Below are 15,954 nucleotides of genomic sequence, written 5' to 3'. Positions count from 1 at the left end.
GAACCCGCGTTCACCGGCCGACGTGTCGACGTTCGTGTCCTCGCGCGGACCCTTTCGTGATGCCCCGTAGACCCGATTTCGAACCGGTTTCGGTGCGTCCGGGCCGGACCTGGGCGAGAGCACGGTCGGCGTGGGTCTACCATGCTCTGTAGTAGTAGCCGCGCCGGCACAGTCATGTCTCCAAGGGGGATAGCAGAGCGCGCTGCTTTCCAGACCGGATCAAGTGCACGGCGTGCGAGGAGAAACAGTGCGGATTGGGCAACAGCCGGGTGGCGCTCACGGCTCCTCCGGGACGGTGCTGGCCGACCGCGTCACGGGTAGTGGACCGCTCGCCGCGGGCACCCGGCGGGTGCTGGCGTATATCGCGCTCACCAAGCCCCGGGTGATCGAGTTGTTGCTGGTGGCAACGATTCCCACCATGCTGCTGGCCGACCGCGGGCACGCGGATCTGCGGCTCATCCTGGCCACGCTGTTCGGCGGGTGGATGGGCGCGGCCTCGGCCAACACGCTGAACTGCGTGGCGGACGCCGATATCGACAAGGTGATGAAGCGGACCTCCAAGCGTCCGCTGGCACGCGAGGCCGTGCCGACGCGCAATGCCGCGGTCTTCGGCATCGTGCTCGGGCTCGGCTCGTTCGCGTGGCTGTGGTGGCAGGCGAACCTGCTCAGCGGTGTGCTGGTGGTGGCGACGATTCTGTTCTACGTCTTCGTCTACACCCTGGGCCTCAAGCGGCGCACCTCACAGAATGTGATCTGGGGTGGCGCGGCCGGATGCATGCCCGCGCTCGTGGGCTGGTCCGCTGTCACCGGCAATATCGGCTGGCCCGCCATCGTGCTGTTCCTGATCATCTTCTTCTGGACGCCGCCGCACACCTGGGCGCTCGCCATGCGCTACAAGGAGGATTACAAGGCGGCCGGCGTGCCGATGCTGCCCGTGGTGGCCACCGAGCAGGTCGTCACCAAGCAGATCGTCATCTACACCTGGTTGACGGTGCTGGCGACGCTGGCACTGGTTCCGGCGGCCGGAGCCATCTACGCGGCCGTGGCCATCGCGGCGGGCGCGTGGTTCCTGCTGATGGCGCACCAGCTCTACTCCGGCGTGCGCCGGGGCGAGCCGGTGAAGCCGCTGCGCCTGTTCCTGCAGTCGAACAATTACCTCGCCGTGGTCTTCTGCGGCTTGGCGGTCGACTCGGTCATGGGCTGGAACACCCTGGGCCACATCGCCTTCGGCTGACCCGCGACAATTCGAAACATCACCGCCGCCGGACCCCGTGTCCGGCGGCGGTTTTCGTTATTCGACGGCCTGGCGCTCGGCGACCGAATTGAGGTATTTCAGTTCGGCTTTGAGCTCGGCGACCTCGGCCGCGCGCTCATCGCGGACCTCCTCCTGCTCGCGCAGACTTATCCGCAGACTCTCGATCACATCGTTCACCGTGCTCAGCTTGCGATCCGCCCCCGCCAGCAGCCATTCCACGACATCGCGCCGGTCGACCTCGCCACTGACATCCGACACCCACCGCACCGCGTACTCCACCCACTCCTGCGGCTTGGGCATCTTCTCCTCATCCCACCCCTTGCGCAGCGCGGTCTTGGTGGACAGGACCTTCTCCCCGTCCCCACCCTTGACCAGCGAATTCACATGCACCAGGCTGATTTTCCCCGCACTGGTCACCACCACCAGCAGTCGATACTTCCCCGCCAAATGCATCCGCAGTTCCGCGGCCCCCCGCCCATCGGCGTCCATGGCCCCCAGCCACGGCCCCTCCGCCGCCTCGATAATCGACTCCAAAATCCCCAACTGCCCGATCCCCCTGCGCAACCGCGTCGCCCGCCTGCGCAAATCCTCGGGCGTATCTCTCATCTGATCCCAGTGCATCGAACCCGCTCTCTCCTCACCAGCCCCAAAACCTGCACCAATGAAGATATATGCGGATTGCCTCTCAACCCGACAGCGACGGCTGCCGGGTACCGGAGACCACTGACGCGGGTGTGCTACTTCGGCGGGAACTGGCCGTTGGCTTGGACCGTGGTGCCGCTGAGGGTGAAGGTGACCGTGCTGGGGCCGCCTTCGGGGCAGCAGAGGGCTTCGTTGCCTTTGAGCCAGCGGTAGTCGACGGAGACGGCGGTGCGGGTTTTGCCGGTGACGCTGGTGTAGCCGTAAGGCTGGGAGGTGGCGGTGCCGAGGTAGGTGCCGTTGGTGAAGAAGAGGATGTGGGTGTAGGGGTGGATATTGCCCGAGGTGGCTACCAGGTAGGACAGGACGCCGGTGCAGCCGTCCGCTATCGCGTCGTTGCTGCCCGATTCGACCTGCCAGGGGCCGGAAGCGGTTGCGGCGAGGCGGTTCAGGGATGTGTTGGCGAGTGCGGAGTTGACGTCGAAGCAGAGGCCGTGGCCGCTGCCGTTCGGGGCGGCGACGGTGGTCGCGGGCGGGTTGTTCGGTGCGGGGCTTTCGGTGATGGCGGTGCCGGGCGCGGTTTCGGTGCTGACGGGGGTCTGCTGACCGGGTTGCGTGCCGGGCTGTTGGGACTGGTCGGCCGGTTGTGTCGCCTTGGTGGGCTGGGTCGCGGCGGAGGTGGAGACCGAACGGGAGGTGGAGCTCGCACCGCTGGAGTCCGTTGTGGTGGAACCGCATCCGCTCAGCAGCAACGCCAGTCCAGCGGCGAGTACGGCCGTGGTGGTTTTCATGTGATCCCCTCGAAGTTGGTCCGGCAATCATCCGGAGAACAGCGTCCTCGCCGCATATGCCAACCCTGCCGGTGGCATTCGGATCGTGATCTCGATTATCGGGAGAACTACTTGGTCATCGGACCGGCTACTTGTCCTGTTATCCGCAGGACCTCGGCGGGTCTGCCCAAAGATCCTGTGCCCCAAGAAATATGGGCATCACGAGGAGTTACGGCGACCACCCGGCAACGCCAGCTGAACGCTTGGTTGAGAACCACCTGGTCTGCGATTCCCTTCCGCCGGAACCCGACTCGCCGCAGCAGGAGTACACCCGTAGCAAACACCATGAGGGACAATGCGTTATCCAGCGGCGTGACCGATACCAGTGACCGATGAGGGTTGGGGACCGAAACCTTGGGCGTGACGTACGAACAGGCGCGGCAGACCATTCGGGCGTTCTTCGAGTCCGATTGGCGTTGGGGCACATTCTGTCTCGACGACCGGACCATCACCGAAAACGATGAGATGTACGTGTTCAACGTGGGTGCGCGCGAATATCTAGTCGAACGGGACCGCGCCTACGCCATCCTCGCCGGTATGCCGGTGGTCTACAAGGCGGACGGCCGCCTGGGCGCATGCGCGTCCTCTCAGGTGGCCACCGACGCCACGGTCCGCTCCCGCCCCAACCCCAATCCGACCCTGACGATCACCGTCGAACCCTGATCAGGAGGCTGTGAGCAGGGCGTGGAGTTCCGCCGCGCCCGCCAGCAGAGCCCTGGACCGCGCGCGGATAGTCGCTTCCCGGGCATCCAGGCCCGTGAGCACATCATCACGGCGGTGTGCACCGCGCAGCTCCGGCATCAGCCCCCGCAGCAACGTGATCCCGTATCCGGCCAGTCGCAGCTGATGCACGATCCGGGCCGCCCGCACATCCTCCGGGGAGTAGGTGCGCGCCCTGGTGCTGCCCCGCCCCGGACTCACCAATCCCATTGCGTCCCAATGCCGCAGCGTCGACGGCCGAATCCCGAGCGCGTCGGCCAACTCGGAGATCGTCATCGCATCCGAGTCGCGCACCTGCGCGACCGGCTCCGCACTGATAAACCGGACGGCCGCCTTGGCAGCGGCGAGATCCCGCCGCTCCCGATCGAGCCCGGCATGCGTCGCATCCAGCAACTCCAGCAATGTCACCTCGGGATCCGCATGCGCTGCTCGCATGATCCGTTTCGCCTCGACCGGCCCCGTCCCCGCCGCGAGCGCTCGATACGCTCGCGCCGACAACACATGCGACCGGTCATAAACCCGATACCCGGCGGCAGTGCGCCCGGCAGGCGGCAACACGCCGTCACGTTCGAGATTCCGCACCTGCTGTACGGAATACCCCGCCAGCCGCCCCACCTCGGCAGTACGCAACACCCCCGAGTGGAGACCTGCCACGCAGTCACCTGCCCATTCTCGGCGAAACCCTCCACAAGCACATGAATGTAACGCTAGAACCCATGACCATCGACGAACTCATCACCCTCCTGGATTCCCTACCCGGCACCCTGCGCCTGTCACCCGCCCCCGGCGACCCCGCCTACCCCGAAATCTCCTGGGGCGACTCCTTCGTCTACTACGCCCCCAACGCCGAAATCCCCACCGCAACCCAACCCTTCGCAACCATCGTCACCAAGGACTACCCCGACGACAATTCCTCGAACCTGAACCGCCCCAACACCTTCCGCCTCAACATCCACGCGGGCAAAGACGCCTTCACTACCCACCTCGGCTACCCACCACGTGAGTCATCCGCCCACCCCACCGACCCGAGCGCCCTCGACACCCTCATCCCACACCCCACCTACGCGGGCGCGGGCTGGCTCGCGGTCCTCAACCCCGGCCCCCGAACCGAACCCGTGATCGACGAACTGCTGCGAACGGCATACGACCGAGCCCGCGCCCGATACGCCCGGAATCGCTGATCTGCGCACGGGCGAGTTCGTGTGCACCCCAGTTGTTTTCGTCGCCAGTGCCGCGTTGATCGTGGTGTGGCACGGTGGGCCCATGGAGAATGATTCGAGATCTGACGCTCAGGCGTTCGCAGCGAAGGCGCATGGCGGGCAGTTGTATGGGGTGCGGCCGTATACCTATCACCTGGCTGCTGTCGGGGCGGTGCTGCGTGAATTCGGGGTCACTGATCCGGAGTTCGGGGCGGCGGCGTGGCTGCATGACGTGGTGGAGGATACCGGGGTCGGGATCGAGGAGGTCGAAGCCGAATTCGGGGTGCGGGTGGCGGGGTTGGTGTGGGCGGTTACGGGGGTGGGGGAGACGCGTAAGGAGCGGAATGTCAACGCTTACGGGAAGATTCGGGCTACGCCGGAGGCGGTGAAGCTGAAGTTGGCTGATCGGATTTCTAATGTGCGGGCGTCGGTCGCGAGTGAGCCGCGGTTGTTGGAGATGTACAGCGGTGAGTACGCCGGATTCCGGGAGCAGTTGCATGGACTGCTCGCGGAGGATCCGGTGGTGCGGGAGATGTGGGCGCGGTTGGACGAATTGCTCGGCTGGACAGACTGATTCGAGTCGAGCGTGACCGGGCGATCCCGTAGGGCTCAGGTGTTCAGCAGGGTGGGGATCGGGAGGGTGTTGGCCCAGTCGCGGGCCATGTCCTTGGGGCGGATATCGGTTGAGGAGTCGTGGCGGGCGTGCTCGCCGATCTGGATCGCGCCCAGGGCGGTGAGCTTTTCGGCGGCTATTTCGCCGCCGCGGTTGAAGGTGTCGCCGTAGATGATGTCGCCGAGGCCGAAGACGGCGAAGCGCAGGCCGGTCAGATCGGGGACGGTGGCGTCGAGGGTGTTGAAGAAGGGTTCGGCGCCGGTGGGGAGTTCACCGTCGCCGTAGGTGGAGCAGACGATGATGTGGAAGTCGGCGACGTCGAGATCGGCCGGGTCGAAATCGGTCATATCGTAGACCGAGACGTCATGGGCGGTGAGTTCATCCGCGATGGCTTCCGCGGCGTTCTCGGCCGTGCCCATTTCGGATCCGAACAGAATGACTACGCGCACGCAAAGACTCCCTTCAAGGTATGTAAGCCAAGCCTAACCTACATTGAAGGGCGGGAGGGTTGTCAGCAACCCGGCTGCATCGGGAAGCACGGGGGAGCGATGGTGGTCTTGGGGATGGTCGGGTCGGTGGTCGTGGTCGCGCCGCCGCTGCTGCTCGACGGGCGATGCACCGCGGAGGTCTGCTGGCCGGGGGCGGGCTTCTCATCGGTGTGGGTGGTGCGGCCGGTGCACATGGCGGCCACCGCCAGCACCAGCACCACCAGAATCAGCCCGAGCAACACCGGAAGATCCTTGCGGCGGCGCGGACGCTGCGCCATCTGACCCTGGTTCTGCTGATTCGGCCAGAGCGGGAAGCCGGGGGCCGCCGGTTGCGAGGGTGCGGCGGAATAGCTTGCCTGCGGATGGGATTCGACCGGGGGCGGGCCCTGCTGAACCTGTTGCTGACGCGGCGGTGGATTGCCTTGCGGGCCGACGGGCTGCGGCGGCCGGGGCTGTTGCGGCGGCGGACCCTGCGGTGCGCCCTGCGGGACATTGGGGCGCGGTTCGTGGGGTTCGGAGGATCCCGTGACGGCACGATAGGCGGCCGCCGCCGCGGCGGCTCCCGCGACACCCGCGCCCGCCGCGGCGACCTTGCCCGCGCGCGAGGACCGCTGCGCGGGTTCGGCGGCTCCCGGACCGCTCGGCGCACCGGATTCGCCACTCGCACCGGCTGTTCCGGCGGCCGCCGCACCCGCCGCCGCGCCCGCCGCCGCGCCCGCGCCCGCCGCCGCACCGCGCCCGCCCGGCTGGTCGGCCGGACCGCCTTCGCGGGCCCCTGATCCGGAAGTGCCGGAGCCGCTGACCGATTGGATGCCGGACGCTCCGGCGACGCGCTTCGGCAGTGCCGCCGGGGCCTCGGTCTGCACCGGCACCGAGGGCACCACGACCGTCGGCGCGGCCGACATCGGCAGCGCCGAACTGCGCGCTGATTCCGGCGGCGGGAAACCCTCCGATACGAGATCGGAATACGTTGCGGCGGCGGCGAATCCGAGCGCCCCGAGCGCCTGGCCGACCTGCGCGGCATCCCAGGACGGCGTCGCGCCCTCGGCGATCGTGGTGAAGTAGCTGCGCAGCGACGACGGCCCGTCCCCGATGAGGACGTCGATACCCGGTGGGAGCGTCCCCTTTTCGAGCTTCACCCGGCTGCCCAGCTGCGGCACCAGCAGCACGAGGCCGCTGACCGGAACGTTCTCCCGTCCGGGCGCGGAACGGAGCTGACGGGCCAGATCCATCGTCTGCCGCCGGACCCGTTCGAGCGGATCGGCGTCACCGTCGATGGGCGCGGGTTTGCCGTCGATCGTCCAGGGCTCGCCCTCGGCGCAGGTGAGTGTTCCGGTGACGCGTTCGGCGAAGGCGTGCACGCCCAGCACCACACTGGTCTGCGGCGTCCACACCACGATATCGGCGTCCTGGCATTGCACGATCGCGATTCCGGGTACCGCGTGCGGACCGCTCCAGGATTTGAGCCAGTTCACCACGGTGCGTTCGGTGCCCGACAGCCGCGACGGGTCGTCGTTGCGGACCTTCACCAACATCCAAGACCACCTCTGACCGATGCCTTCACCTGCCGGCCGCCCGAACGGTCGCCGCGACTACCTTACGGTGTTCCGCCAGGGGGTCGCGATGAATCGTCTTGCGCGGCAGCAAGATCATTCTGCACGGTTCCCGATGTTGTCGCTCCCGGGGCGGCCTACCGGCTGGTTCCGGACCAATCCGACCAACCGCCCGGGATGTCCCCGGCACGGCTCACCGGTTCAGCGTCGCGACATAACCATCGGGCCGAATCAGCACCCGCGCACCCTCGGAAACGCCGTATGCGCGGTAGGCGTGACCATCCGGATCGACCAGCTCCACGCCGGTATCGGCGCGGGCGGATGAAAGCCCGGACCGATTTCCGGGGACGATAGCCCGCGTGTCCGGCGCGGCCTCGCCGTGATCGGGCCGCGTCACGACCACGGTCCGCGCCCGAATGCCGAACGCCTCGAGCGCGCCGGTCTCGGCCGTGCTCGCACCCCCGTCCGCCGCATCCGAGTTCGCCTCGTGTGTGCCACTGCCGAACATCAGCAGCGTCGCGTGTGGTCCCCGGAAGACCTCGAACAGACTGATCGCACGCCCGTCCGTATCGATCAGCGGCGCGTCCGGCGCGCGATCCCCGGCGACGAGATCGGCCCGGACCAGACCTCCGGAGTCATTGCCCGCGACGACATCCCGATAACTGATATCGAGCTGCTGTGTGCCCTCGCGGTCCATGGCATCGGGATCGCCCTGCACGGTCTTCTCCAGCAGTGCCGCGCTCAAACCCAGCACCCGCGCCGCCACCGAACGCCGCTCGGTCTCATAGGAATCCAGCAGCGCATCGGTTTCAGCCCCTGGATTGTGCAGTGCCGCAGCGAGTTTCCAGCCCAGATTGAACGCATCCTGGACACCGGTGTTGAGTCCCTGCCCGCCGGTCGGCGGGTGCACGTGCGCGGCATCACCCGCGATGAACACCCGGCCGATTCGGAAGCGTTCGGCCAGGCGGATATTCGGCCGCCACACGGTCGACCAGCTCAGCTCGGACAGCACCAGATCCGTGCGCCCGGACCGCGCTTCCAGCAGCTTCTGCAAGGCCGTCAGATCGGTATCCGAGTCCTGCTCCAGGGGTGCGCCGAACTGGAACTTGCGCCCGCCGGGCAGCGGCGTCATGGCGATGCCGTTCATCGGATTCGCCGCATCGGCGAACCAGTACCCGAACTCGTGATCGAGTGCGTCGGCCCGCACATCGCCGAGCAGCATGCGAATCGACTCATCGGTGGTGCCCTCGAACGCGATACCGAGCGCCTTGCGCACGGTGCTCTTCCCGCCGTCCGCACCCACCAGATAGTCCGCCCGCACGGTCTCGGTCACGCCGTCGTGCGCCAGCGTCACGGTCACCCCGCCGGCGTCGGCGGCGAAATCGACCACGCCCGTACCGAGTTCGACCCGCACCCCGAATTCGGCCAGCCGATCGCGCAGCAGTCCCTCGGTATCGGACTGCCCCAGCACCCACGGATTCGGATGCGGCACATCGGGAGTGGCCTCCCGGATCGGCGTCATGCGCCGCGCCATCACGAATTCCCCGCCCATGTGCACCCGCATCAGCGGCTGCGGCATTCCGGCCGCCAGCACCGCGTCCAGCACGCCCAGATCGTCGAAGACCTCGAGCGTGCGCGGCTGGATGCCGTCGCCGCGCGATCCGTCGAAGAAGGTTTCGGCGTGATCGACGATGCGGACCGCGACCCCGCGACGCGCCAGATCGATGGCGAGGGTGAGGCCGGTCGGACCGGCTCCGGCGATGAGTACCTGCGTTGACATCGCAACTCCAATTACTGAATCGAGATTCACTGAATGTGGATTCAGTATTGTGGGTGGTAGTTTCCGCTGTCAAGGAGGTGGTCGAAGAACATGGCAGGGCGACGTCAGGAACGGTCGACCGAGACCGAGCAGGCGCTCAAGGCGGCGGCGCGCCGCGTATTCGCCGAACGCGGATACCTCAACACCAAGATCACCGACATCACCGCGGCGGCCGGTCGCGCGGCGGGCTCGTTCTACAACCACTTCGCGAGCAAGGAAGAGCTACTTCAGTCCCTGCTGAAAGACCTTGCGGTGGAAGGGGATTCCTCGGCGGAGGCACCCGGGCACAAGTCGGACTTCACCGATCCCGAGGCGGTCCGGTACCACGTCGAGCAGTACTGGAACTTCGCCCGGCGCAATTGGCCGGTACTGCGCGCCATGAGTCAGGCGGCGCTGGTCAACGAACAATTCGCGCAGATGGTGGCCGGTTACGGCGCGGAACAGCGCGCCGATATCGCCGACCACCTGGACGGATTCCCCGCCGCCGGGCTGAAACTGCCCGGCAGCGTCGACGCCAGCCTCGCCATGATGTTCATGGCGACCACTGGCGTATTGCAGGCCATCGAGGAGGGTGGCCTGGAACTGACCGATGAACAGGCCGTCGATTCGCTGACCCTGTTCATCTATCGCGGTCTCACCGGCCGCGATATGCCCTGAGTCAGGGCAGCAGCACGACCGAACCGGTCGTCTTGCGTGCCTCCAGATCCCGATGCGCCTGCTCGGCATGGGCCAGCGGATAGCTCGCCCCCACCCGCACATTCAATGATCCGTCGGCGATGGCGTTCATGATATCGCCTGAGCGCCACAGCAATTCGGCGCGATCGCGGACGTAGTGCGCCAGCGTCGGCCGCGTCACGAACAGTGATCCGGCCGGATTGAGCCGTTGCAGATCGAACGGCGGCACCGGCCCGCTGGCCGCCCCGTACAGCGCCAGCATGCCGCGCACCCGCACCGAGGCCAGACTTGCCTCGAAGGTGCTCTTGCCGACGCCGTCATAGGCCGCCGCCACGCCCACCCCGGCTGTGAGTTCCCTTACCCGCGCGGCGATCTCGTCGTCATAGCGCAGCACCTCGGCCGCCCCCGCGTCCCGGGACAGCTTCTCCTTGTCATCGGTCGACACGGTGGTGATCACCCGCACCCCGCGATGGGCCAGCAACTGCGTCAGGATCAGCCCGACACCGCCCGCCCCGGCGTGCACCAGCACGGTCTCATCCGGCTCCGGCTTGTAGATCGACTCGATGAGATAGTGCGCCGTCATCCCCTGCAACAGCGCCGACGCCGCGACCGGCGCGGACACCCCCGCGGGCACGGGAACCGCGAATTCGGCTGACACCAGCACCTTTTCGGCATAGCTGCCCGGAGCGGTCGCCCACGCCACCCGATCCCCGACCTGGAAATCACTCACGCCCGCCCCGAGCGCGGTCACCACACCCGTGCCCTCGGCCCCAGGAATGTAGGGCAGCGGCGTGGGATAGAACCCGGTCCGGATATAGGTGTCGATGAAGTTCACACCGATCGCCTCGGTCTCCACCAGCAGCTGTCCCGGCCCGGCCTGCGGGTCCGGAACCTCGGTGAGCCGCAGTACTTCGGGACCGCCGTTTTCGGAAACCTGAATGGCGCGCATGAACCGTTTCTACACCCGCGCCACTGTGAGCTGTACGGCGGCTCATCGACTCCGTTTTACCGATGGGTAAACTCCTGGGCATGAGCGCTACCACTGCCGAGGCACCCGCCAAGCTGTCGCCGTCCGTCGTGGATTCCGTCAAGGGATTCCTGGCTGAGCACGGTGGTTCCGCCACCGCGGTGCTGCAGCCCATCGGCCGCGTCGGCGTCCGCGTCACCCTGGTCGGCGCGGACGGCGTGCTCGGCGATCGGGTAGTGGGCGATCTCGAGACCGCCAAGACCCTCGTCGCCACCGTCGACGGGCTCACCGAGGCCGATGAGTGGAACCGCGAGCTGGTTTCCATCGTCACCCCGGCCAAGGGCCACTGGGCCAAGATGGCGGGCTGGGTCGCCAAGCAGAAGCGATTCCCCAAGGCGCGCAACGAGAAGTAGGTCAATGAGCCCGCAATCCGCGGGGGACGTACGCACCCAGAGGACGATGTGTCGGTCCGAGTGACGAAACAGGCGCAGCTGCGCTCCGCGCTGACGACGCTGTGCGCGCAGTTGCGTCCCGGTGAGATGCTGCCCAGCGAACGCCAGCTCTGCGATGACTACCGGGTCAGCCGCATGACGGTGCGAGAAGTGCTGGGGCAGCTCGAAACCGAGGGCGTCATTACCCGCATCCCGGGTAAGGGGACCTTCGTCGCCGAGCGGGTCGCGCGCTCACGCCTGCATATGGCGTCCTTCAGTGACGACATGCGCAGGCTCGGTCGCACGCCGAGCACCGTGGTGCTGCACACCGAATACGCTGTGCCACCGCCGGCTTCGATCAACGCGCTCGCGATCGGGGCCAGCGAGAAGGCTTTTCACCTGGTGCGGCTCCGATTGGCCGACGGGCTGCCGATTTCCATCGATGACGGCTGGTACCGGGCCGATCTGCTGCCCGGCCTGCTCGATCACGATCTGACGCAATCGCTGTATTCGCTGCTGGAGAAGCAGTACGACTGCCCGATCGATCGCGCCGATCAGACGGTGCGCGCGGTCGCGGCCGATGAGCGCGGCGCGGGCTGGCTCGGCACCGATGTGGGTTCACCGCTGCTGGCGTTCGATCGCATGTCCTACTCGCGGGACCGCTGTATCGAGCACGCGCATTCCTGGTACCGCGCGGACCGCTATCAGGTCTACATGACCGTCTCCGCGGCCGACTAGTACACCAATGCGACTGAGCCCCAGCCTGATTCAGGCCGGGGCTCAGTTCATGTCCGCCGCTGGTTCAGATGGCGAAAAGCTTATCGCCCACGGCGACCGCGCCGGTGACGGCGTCCTGCGCCGATCCGGGCGCGGTATCCATCACCACGACCGGCACCGCGGCGCTGAGCCCCAGTCGTCGAACGGCATTCGGCGAGAAGATAACCAGCGGTTCGCCCACCTCGATGCGCTCACCCTCGACGGCCTTGACCTCGAACAGATCGGGCTTGCCGACGGTATCGATGCCCACGTGCAGCAGCACCCCGAGACCGTCATCGGAGACGATGACCGCGGCATGCGGATGCAGCTTCACGATCGAGCCGGAGATGGGCGCGACGACCGTGATCGGCTCATCGGTATCGGGCGGTTCGATGGCGACGCCGGAGCCGACCATCTCCGCCGAGAACACCGGATCCGGGACTTCGGACAGCGGGATGGCGGTGCCCGGCAGGGGCGCGAGAATCTGCGTGCTCATGGCGATCAGAGCAGATCGTTGATGTCTTCGGCCAGGGCGTCGGCGGTCGGCCCGACCACGACCTGCACGGCCGCGCCCGCCTTGACCACGCCGTGCGCGCCGGCGGCCTTGAGGTCCTTCTCGTTCACCAGTGAAGCGTCCTTGACCTCGACGCGAAGCCGGGTGATACACCCCTCGACCTCGACGATATTGCCGGTACCGCCGAGACCGGCGACGATTTGATCGACTTTCGACATCTTTCCTCCGTGCGTGTCGAGTGGACAAAGCTGGTTATAACCAGTTTACTGTGGTTATAACCAGTCACCATACCTCCGGGTGACCCTATTCACAGACTGAGGACCACCGCTATGGCCGATGCCGCCCAGAGCGCGCGCAAGAAAATCGACCTGTCCGGACTGCAGAAGCTCGGCCGCAGCTTGATGCTGCCGATTGCCACGCTACCTGCCGCTGGCCTGTTGCTACGACTAGGACAGGACGACATGCTCGGCCGGTGGTCGGCGCTCAAAACCGTCGCCAACGTCCTCGCCGGAGCAGGCGGCGCGCTCATCGACAATCTGCCGCTGCTGTTCGCGGTCGGCATCGCCATCGGCTGGGCCAAGAAGGCCGACGGATCCACGGCCTTGGCCGCGGTCGTCGGATACCTGGCCCTGGGTGGCGTTTTCAAAGCCATGTCCCCGGTGGTGCTCGACGGCAAGGTCGACGCCAAGGGCGGACAGCTGATGATCAACTTCGGTGTCCTCGGGGGCATCGTCATCGGCATCACCGCGGCCATCCTCTGGACGCGCTTCCATCGCACCCAGCTGCCCGATTACCTCGGCTTCTTCTCCGGCCGCCGCATGGTCCCGATCCTGACCGCGTGCGCCGCCGTCGTCATCGGCGTGATCATGGCGTTCATCTACCCGGCCTTCAACTCCGGCCTGACCTGGCTCGGAAACACCGTGGCGGACAACGCCGTCGCCGGTGGCGGGGTGTTCGGCTTCGCCAACCGCCTGCTGCTGCCGCTGGGCCTGCACCACATTCTGAACTCGGTCGTCTGGTTCGTGATCGGCGACTACAACGGCGTGCACGGCGATATCCCGCGCTTCCTGGCCGGTGACCCGAACGCCGGCACCTTCATGACCGGCTTCTTCCCGATCATGATGTTCGGCCTGCCCGCCGCCGCGCTCGCCATCTGGCGCAACGCGAAGCCGGAGAACCGCAAGATGATCGGCGGCATCATGCTGTCCACCGGTCTGACCGCGTTCGTCACCGGTATCACCGAACCGCTCGAATTCGCCTTCATCTTCGTGGCCTGGCCGCTGCTGCTCATCCACGCGATCTTCACCGGTTCCGCACTGGCGCTGACCAATTGGCTCGGCATCCACGACGGGTTCACCTTCTCCGCGGGCGCCATCGACTATCTGCTGAACTTCGGCAAGGCCACGCATCCGCTGCTGCTGATCCCCATCGGCCTGGGTTACGCGGTGCTGTACTACGTCACCTTCAGCTTCATCATTCGACGCTGGAACCTGCCCACCCCGGGTCGCGAACCCGACGAAGAAGAGATCGAGAAGGAGAACGTCGCGTAATGATCAATCGCACAGCTGTAGTCGCCTCGAAGACCGGTCTGCACGCCCGCCCGGCAGCCATGTTCGCCCAGGCCGCCGCCAAATCGCCCGCCCCGGTGACCATTTCGGCCGACGGTAAGGCTCCGGTCGCCGCCGGGAGCCTGCTCCAGGTGATGACCCTGGGCGTCAAACAGGGCGACGAGGTCATCCTCTACACCGAGGAAGGTAACGAGGACACCCTGGACCAGCTGGTCAAGCTGCTGGAGACCGATCTTGACGCATGAGGTGCGCGGCGTCGCCGCCGCTCCCGGAATCGCCGTCGGACCGGTGAAGTGGCTGGCGTCCGCGCCGGTCACCAGCGCCTCCGACGCGCCCGGCAGTGATGTCGACGCCGAAATCTCCCGTGCCGAAGCGGCTTTCGAGGCGGTGGCGGCGCGGTATTCGGCGCAGGCCCTGGACGCCAAGGGCCCGGCCGCCGACATCCTGTTCATGACCTCGGCGCTGGCGGCCGATCCGGCACTGCTGGATCAGGTGCGCGCGGGCATTCGCGCGGGCGGTCCCACCGCGCATTCGGTCACCGAGGCCGTGCGGCATTTCGCCGATCAGCTGACCGCGCTCGGCGGGATGATGGCCGAGCGCGCGTCCGATCTGCGTGATGTGGGCCAGCGCGTGGTCGCCGAACTGCTCGGTGTGGATCCGCCCGGAATCCCGGACAGCACAGAGCCTTTCGTGCTCGCCGCGCAGGATCTCGCGCCCGCCGATACCGCGACGCTGGATCCGGCCGTCGTGGTCGGATTGCTGACCGTCGCGGGCGGACCCACCTCGCACACCGCGATTCTGGCCAAGGCCCTGGGGATTCCGGCCGTGGTCGCCGCTCCCGGCGCGGCCGAGATCGCCGAGAACACCGTCGTCGTGGTCGACGGGACGACCGGTGTGGTCGAGCTCGAACCGGATGCGGCGCGTCGCGAGGAAGTGGCTGCCGTGCGCGCACGGCAGGCAGACGCGCCCACCGGTCCCGGCCGCACCGCCGACGGGCACGCGGTTCCGCTGCTCGCGAATGTGGGCAGCGTGGCCGACGCCGAGCTCGCGGTGGAACTCGGCGCGGAGGGCGTGGGCCTGTTCCGCACCGAATTCCTGTTCCTGGGCAGGCAATCCGCGCCGACGGTGGCCGAGCAGACCGAGCAATACGCGGATATCTTCCGCGCCCTGGGCGACCGGCCGATCACCGTGCGCACCCTGGACGCGGGCTCGGACAAGCCGCTGCCCTTCCTCAACCTGCCGGATGAGGAGAACCCCGCGCTGGGCGTGCGCGGGCTGCGGTTGAGCAGCGTCGATGAGGGGACGCTGCTCGATCAGCTCACCGCGATCGAGGCCGCGCGCGCGGCCACCGGGGCTACCGTGAACGTCATGGCACCGATGGTCGGCACGGTCGAGGAAGCGAACTACTTCGCCACCCGCGCGCGCGAGGCCGGGGTGCGCTCACCCGGCGTGATGATCGAGATCCCGGCCGCCGCCATCCGCTCGGAACACCTTGGCGCGGAAGTGGATTTCTTCTCCATCGGCACCAATGACCTGTCCCAGTACCTGTTCGGCGCGGACCGCATGTCCTCCACGCTGGCCGCGCTGCACAATCCGTGGCAGCCCGCGCTCGCCGCGACCATCGCCATGGTCATCGCCGGGGCGGGCAAGAACGATGTGAAGGTCGGCGTCTGCGGCGAATCGGCCTCCAATCCCGAATTCGCCTGCGTCCTGGTCGGTCTCGGCGTCGATACGCTGTCCATGGCACCGCGCTCGCTGGCCGGTGTGCGGGCTCAGCTCGCGGCGGTCACGCTGGAGCAATGCCGGGCCGCCGCGGCAGCGGTGCTGGCCGCGCGCACCGCCGACGACGCGGTCCAGGCCGCGCGATCCGCACTGGGACAGGCGAAATGACCGCGGGATTGCTCCGCATGACGCCGCGATCGAGGGC

19 protein-coding genes are annotated in these 15,954 nt (G+C 67.2%); 10 read left to right on the top strand and 9 right to left on the bottom strand.

Annotated elements, in window-relative coordinates; genetic code table 11:
* The first annotated feature begins 247 nt into the window (after positions 1-247).
* Entirely contained in the window at positions 248-1,234 is a 987-nt protein-coding gene (locus tag ACFC0O_RS02780) for a heme o synthase (RefSeq protein ID WP_375953261.1), read from the top strand.
* A gap of 57 nt (positions 1,235-1,291) precedes the next feature.
* Here the strand turns inward: ACFC0O_RS02780 and ACFC0O_RS02775 are convergent, their stop codons facing one another.
* The gene (locus ACFC0O_RS02775; RefSeq protein WP_375953260.1) at positions 1,292-1,861 is read right to left on the bottom strand and encodes a hypothetical protein; all 570 of its coding nucleotides are present in this window, start codon (positions 1,859-1,861) and stop codon (positions 1,292-1,294) included.
* A 131-nt stretch (positions 1,862-1,992) separates the two neighbouring features.
* The gene (locus tag ACFC0O_RS02770) at positions 1,993-2,685 is read right to left on the bottom strand and encodes an LppP/LprE family lipoprotein (protein WP_375953258.1); all 693 of its coding nucleotides are present in this window, start codon (positions 2,683-2,685) and stop codon (positions 1,993-1,995) included.
* A 399-nt stretch (positions 2,686-3,084) separates the two neighbouring features.
* Here ACFC0O_RS02770 and ACFC0O_RS02765 point away from each other — a divergent pair, with 399 nt between their 5' ends.
* On the top strand, positions 3,085-3,387 hold the full coding sequence (locus ACFC0O_RS02765) for a hypothetical protein (RefSeq protein ID WP_375953256.1): 303 nt from the start codon (positions 3,085-3,087) through the stop codon (positions 3,385-3,387).
* On the opposite strand, the gene ACFC0O_RS02760 is transcribed toward ACFC0O_RS02765, so the two are convergent.
* Positions 3,388-4,098 carry a MerR family transcriptional regulator gene (locus tag ACFC0O_RS02760; RefSeq protein ID WP_375953254.1) on the bottom strand — a complete coding sequence of 237 codons (711 nt, stop codon included), beginning with the start codon at positions 4,096-4,098 and terminating at the stop codon, positions 3,388-3,390. It lies immediately after the preceding gene.
* A 62-nt stretch (positions 4,099-4,160) separates the two neighbouring features.
* Between ACFC0O_RS02760 and ACFC0O_RS02755 the strand changes: the two genes are divergently transcribed.
* A complete protein-coding gene (locus ACFC0O_RS02755; protein ID WP_375953252.1) occupies positions 4,161-4,625 on the top strand; it encodes a DUF6194 family protein in 465 nt (154 codons plus the stop codon).
* Positions 4,626-4,707: 82 nt separating this feature from the next.
* Positions 4,708-5,217, top strand: a complete 510-nt coding sequence (locus ACFC0O_RS02750) for an HD domain-containing protein (protein ID WP_375953250.1) — start codon at positions 4,708-4,710, stop codon at positions 5,215-5,217.
* A 35-nt stretch (positions 5,218-5,252) separates the two neighbouring features.
* On the opposite strand, the gene ACFC0O_RS02745 is transcribed toward ACFC0O_RS02750, so the two are convergent.
* The 3 genes from ACFC0O_RS02745 to ACFC0O_RS02735 form a co-directional block, all read right to left on the bottom strand.
* Positions 5,253-5,705: a flavodoxin domain-containing protein gene (locus ACFC0O_RS02745; protein WP_375953248.1), complete on the bottom strand. Its 453-nt coding sequence runs from the start codon at positions 5,703-5,705 to the stop codon at positions 5,253-5,255.
* A 62-nt stretch (positions 5,706-5,767) separates the two neighbouring features.
* Positions 5,768-7,279, bottom strand: a complete 1,512-nt coding sequence (locus ACFC0O_RS02740; protein WP_375953246.1) for a hypothetical protein — start codon at positions 7,277-7,279, stop codon at positions 5,768-5,770.
* A gap of 211 nt (positions 7,280-7,490) precedes the next feature.
* On the bottom strand, positions 7,491-9,077 hold the full coding sequence (locus ACFC0O_RS02735; RefSeq protein ID WP_375953244.1) for an FAD-dependent monooxygenase: 1,587 nt from the start codon (positions 9,075-9,077) through the stop codon (positions 7,491-7,493).
* A 90-nt stretch (positions 9,078-9,167) separates the two neighbouring features.
* On the opposite strand from ACFC0O_RS02735, the gene ACFC0O_RS02730 reads away from it, so the two are divergent.
* The gene (locus ACFC0O_RS02730; RefSeq protein ID WP_375953242.1) at positions 9,168-9,773 is read left to right on the top strand and encodes a TetR/AcrR family transcriptional regulator; all 606 of its coding nucleotides are present in this window, start codon (positions 9,168-9,170) and stop codon (positions 9,771-9,773) included.
* A 1-nt stretch (position 9,774) separates the two neighbouring features.
* Here ACFC0O_RS02730 and ACFC0O_RS02725 read toward each other — a convergent pair whose 3' ends face one another.
* Entirely contained in the window at positions 9,775-10,740 is a 966-nt protein-coding gene (locus ACFC0O_RS02725) for a quinone oxidoreductase (RefSeq protein ID WP_375953240.1), read from the bottom strand.
* Positions 10,741-10,820: 80 nt separating this feature from the next.
* On the opposite strand from ACFC0O_RS02725, the gene ACFC0O_RS02720 reads away from it, so the two are divergent.
* Positions 10,821-11,171 carry a hypothetical protein gene (locus ACFC0O_RS02720; protein WP_375953238.1) on the top strand — a complete coding sequence of 117 codons (351 nt, stop codon included), beginning with the start codon at positions 10,821-10,823 and terminating at the stop codon, positions 11,169-11,171.
* A 60-nt stretch (positions 11,172-11,231) separates the two neighbouring features.
* Entirely contained in the window at positions 11,232-11,927 is a 696-nt protein-coding gene (locus ACFC0O_RS02715; RefSeq protein WP_375953236.1) for a GntR family transcriptional regulator, read from the top strand.
* A gap of 64 nt (positions 11,928-11,991) precedes the next feature.
* On the opposite strand, the gene ACFC0O_RS02710 is transcribed toward ACFC0O_RS02715, so the two are convergent.
* The gene (locus ACFC0O_RS02710) at positions 11,992-12,441 is read right to left on the bottom strand and encodes a PTS glucose transporter subunit IIA (protein ID WP_375953234.1); all 450 of its coding nucleotides are present in this window, start codon (positions 12,439-12,441) and stop codon (positions 11,992-11,994) included.
* A gap of 5 nt (positions 12,442-12,446) precedes the next feature.
* The gene (locus tag ACFC0O_RS02705; protein ID WP_364635894.1) at positions 12,447-12,677 is read right to left on the bottom strand and encodes a PTS glucose/sucrose transporter subunit IIB; all 231 of its coding nucleotides are present in this window, start codon (positions 12,675-12,677) and stop codon (positions 12,447-12,449) included.
* Positions 12,678-12,788: 111 nt separating this feature from the next.
* Here ACFC0O_RS02705 and ACFC0O_RS02700 point away from each other — a divergent pair, with 111 nt between their 5' ends.
* Genes ACFC0O_RS02700 through ptsP form a run of 3 tightly spaced genes read left to right on the top strand, consistent with a single transcriptional unit; the run spans position 12,789 to position 15,917 of the window.
* Entirely contained in the window at positions 12,789-14,009 is a 1,221-nt protein-coding gene (locus ACFC0O_RS02700) for a PTS transporter subunit EIIC (RefSeq protein WP_375953233.1), read from the top strand.
* Positions 14,009-14,272, top strand: a complete 264-nt coding sequence (locus ACFC0O_RS02695; RefSeq protein WP_364635888.1) for an HPr family phosphocarrier protein — start codon at positions 14,009-14,011, stop codon at positions 14,270-14,272. The genes ACFC0O_RS02700 and ACFC0O_RS02695 overlap by 1 nt, the downstream gene beginning before the upstream one ends.
* Positions 14,262-15,917, top strand: a complete 1,656-nt coding sequence (gene ptsP, locus ACFC0O_RS02690) for a phosphoenolpyruvate--protein phosphotransferase (RefSeq protein ID WP_375953231.1) — start codon at positions 14,262-14,264, stop codon at positions 15,915-15,917. The genes ACFC0O_RS02695 and ptsP overlap by 11 nt, the downstream gene beginning before the upstream one ends.
* Positions 15,918-15,954 lie beyond the last annotated feature (37 nt).

Origin of the sequence: Nocardia sp. NPDC056100 (assembly GCF_042266325.1) — a bacterium.
Lineage (GTDB): Bacteria > Actinomycetota > Actinomycetes > Mycobacteriales > Mycobacteriaceae > Nocardia.
This window is presented reverse-complemented; position numbering and strand designations above follow the sequence as displayed.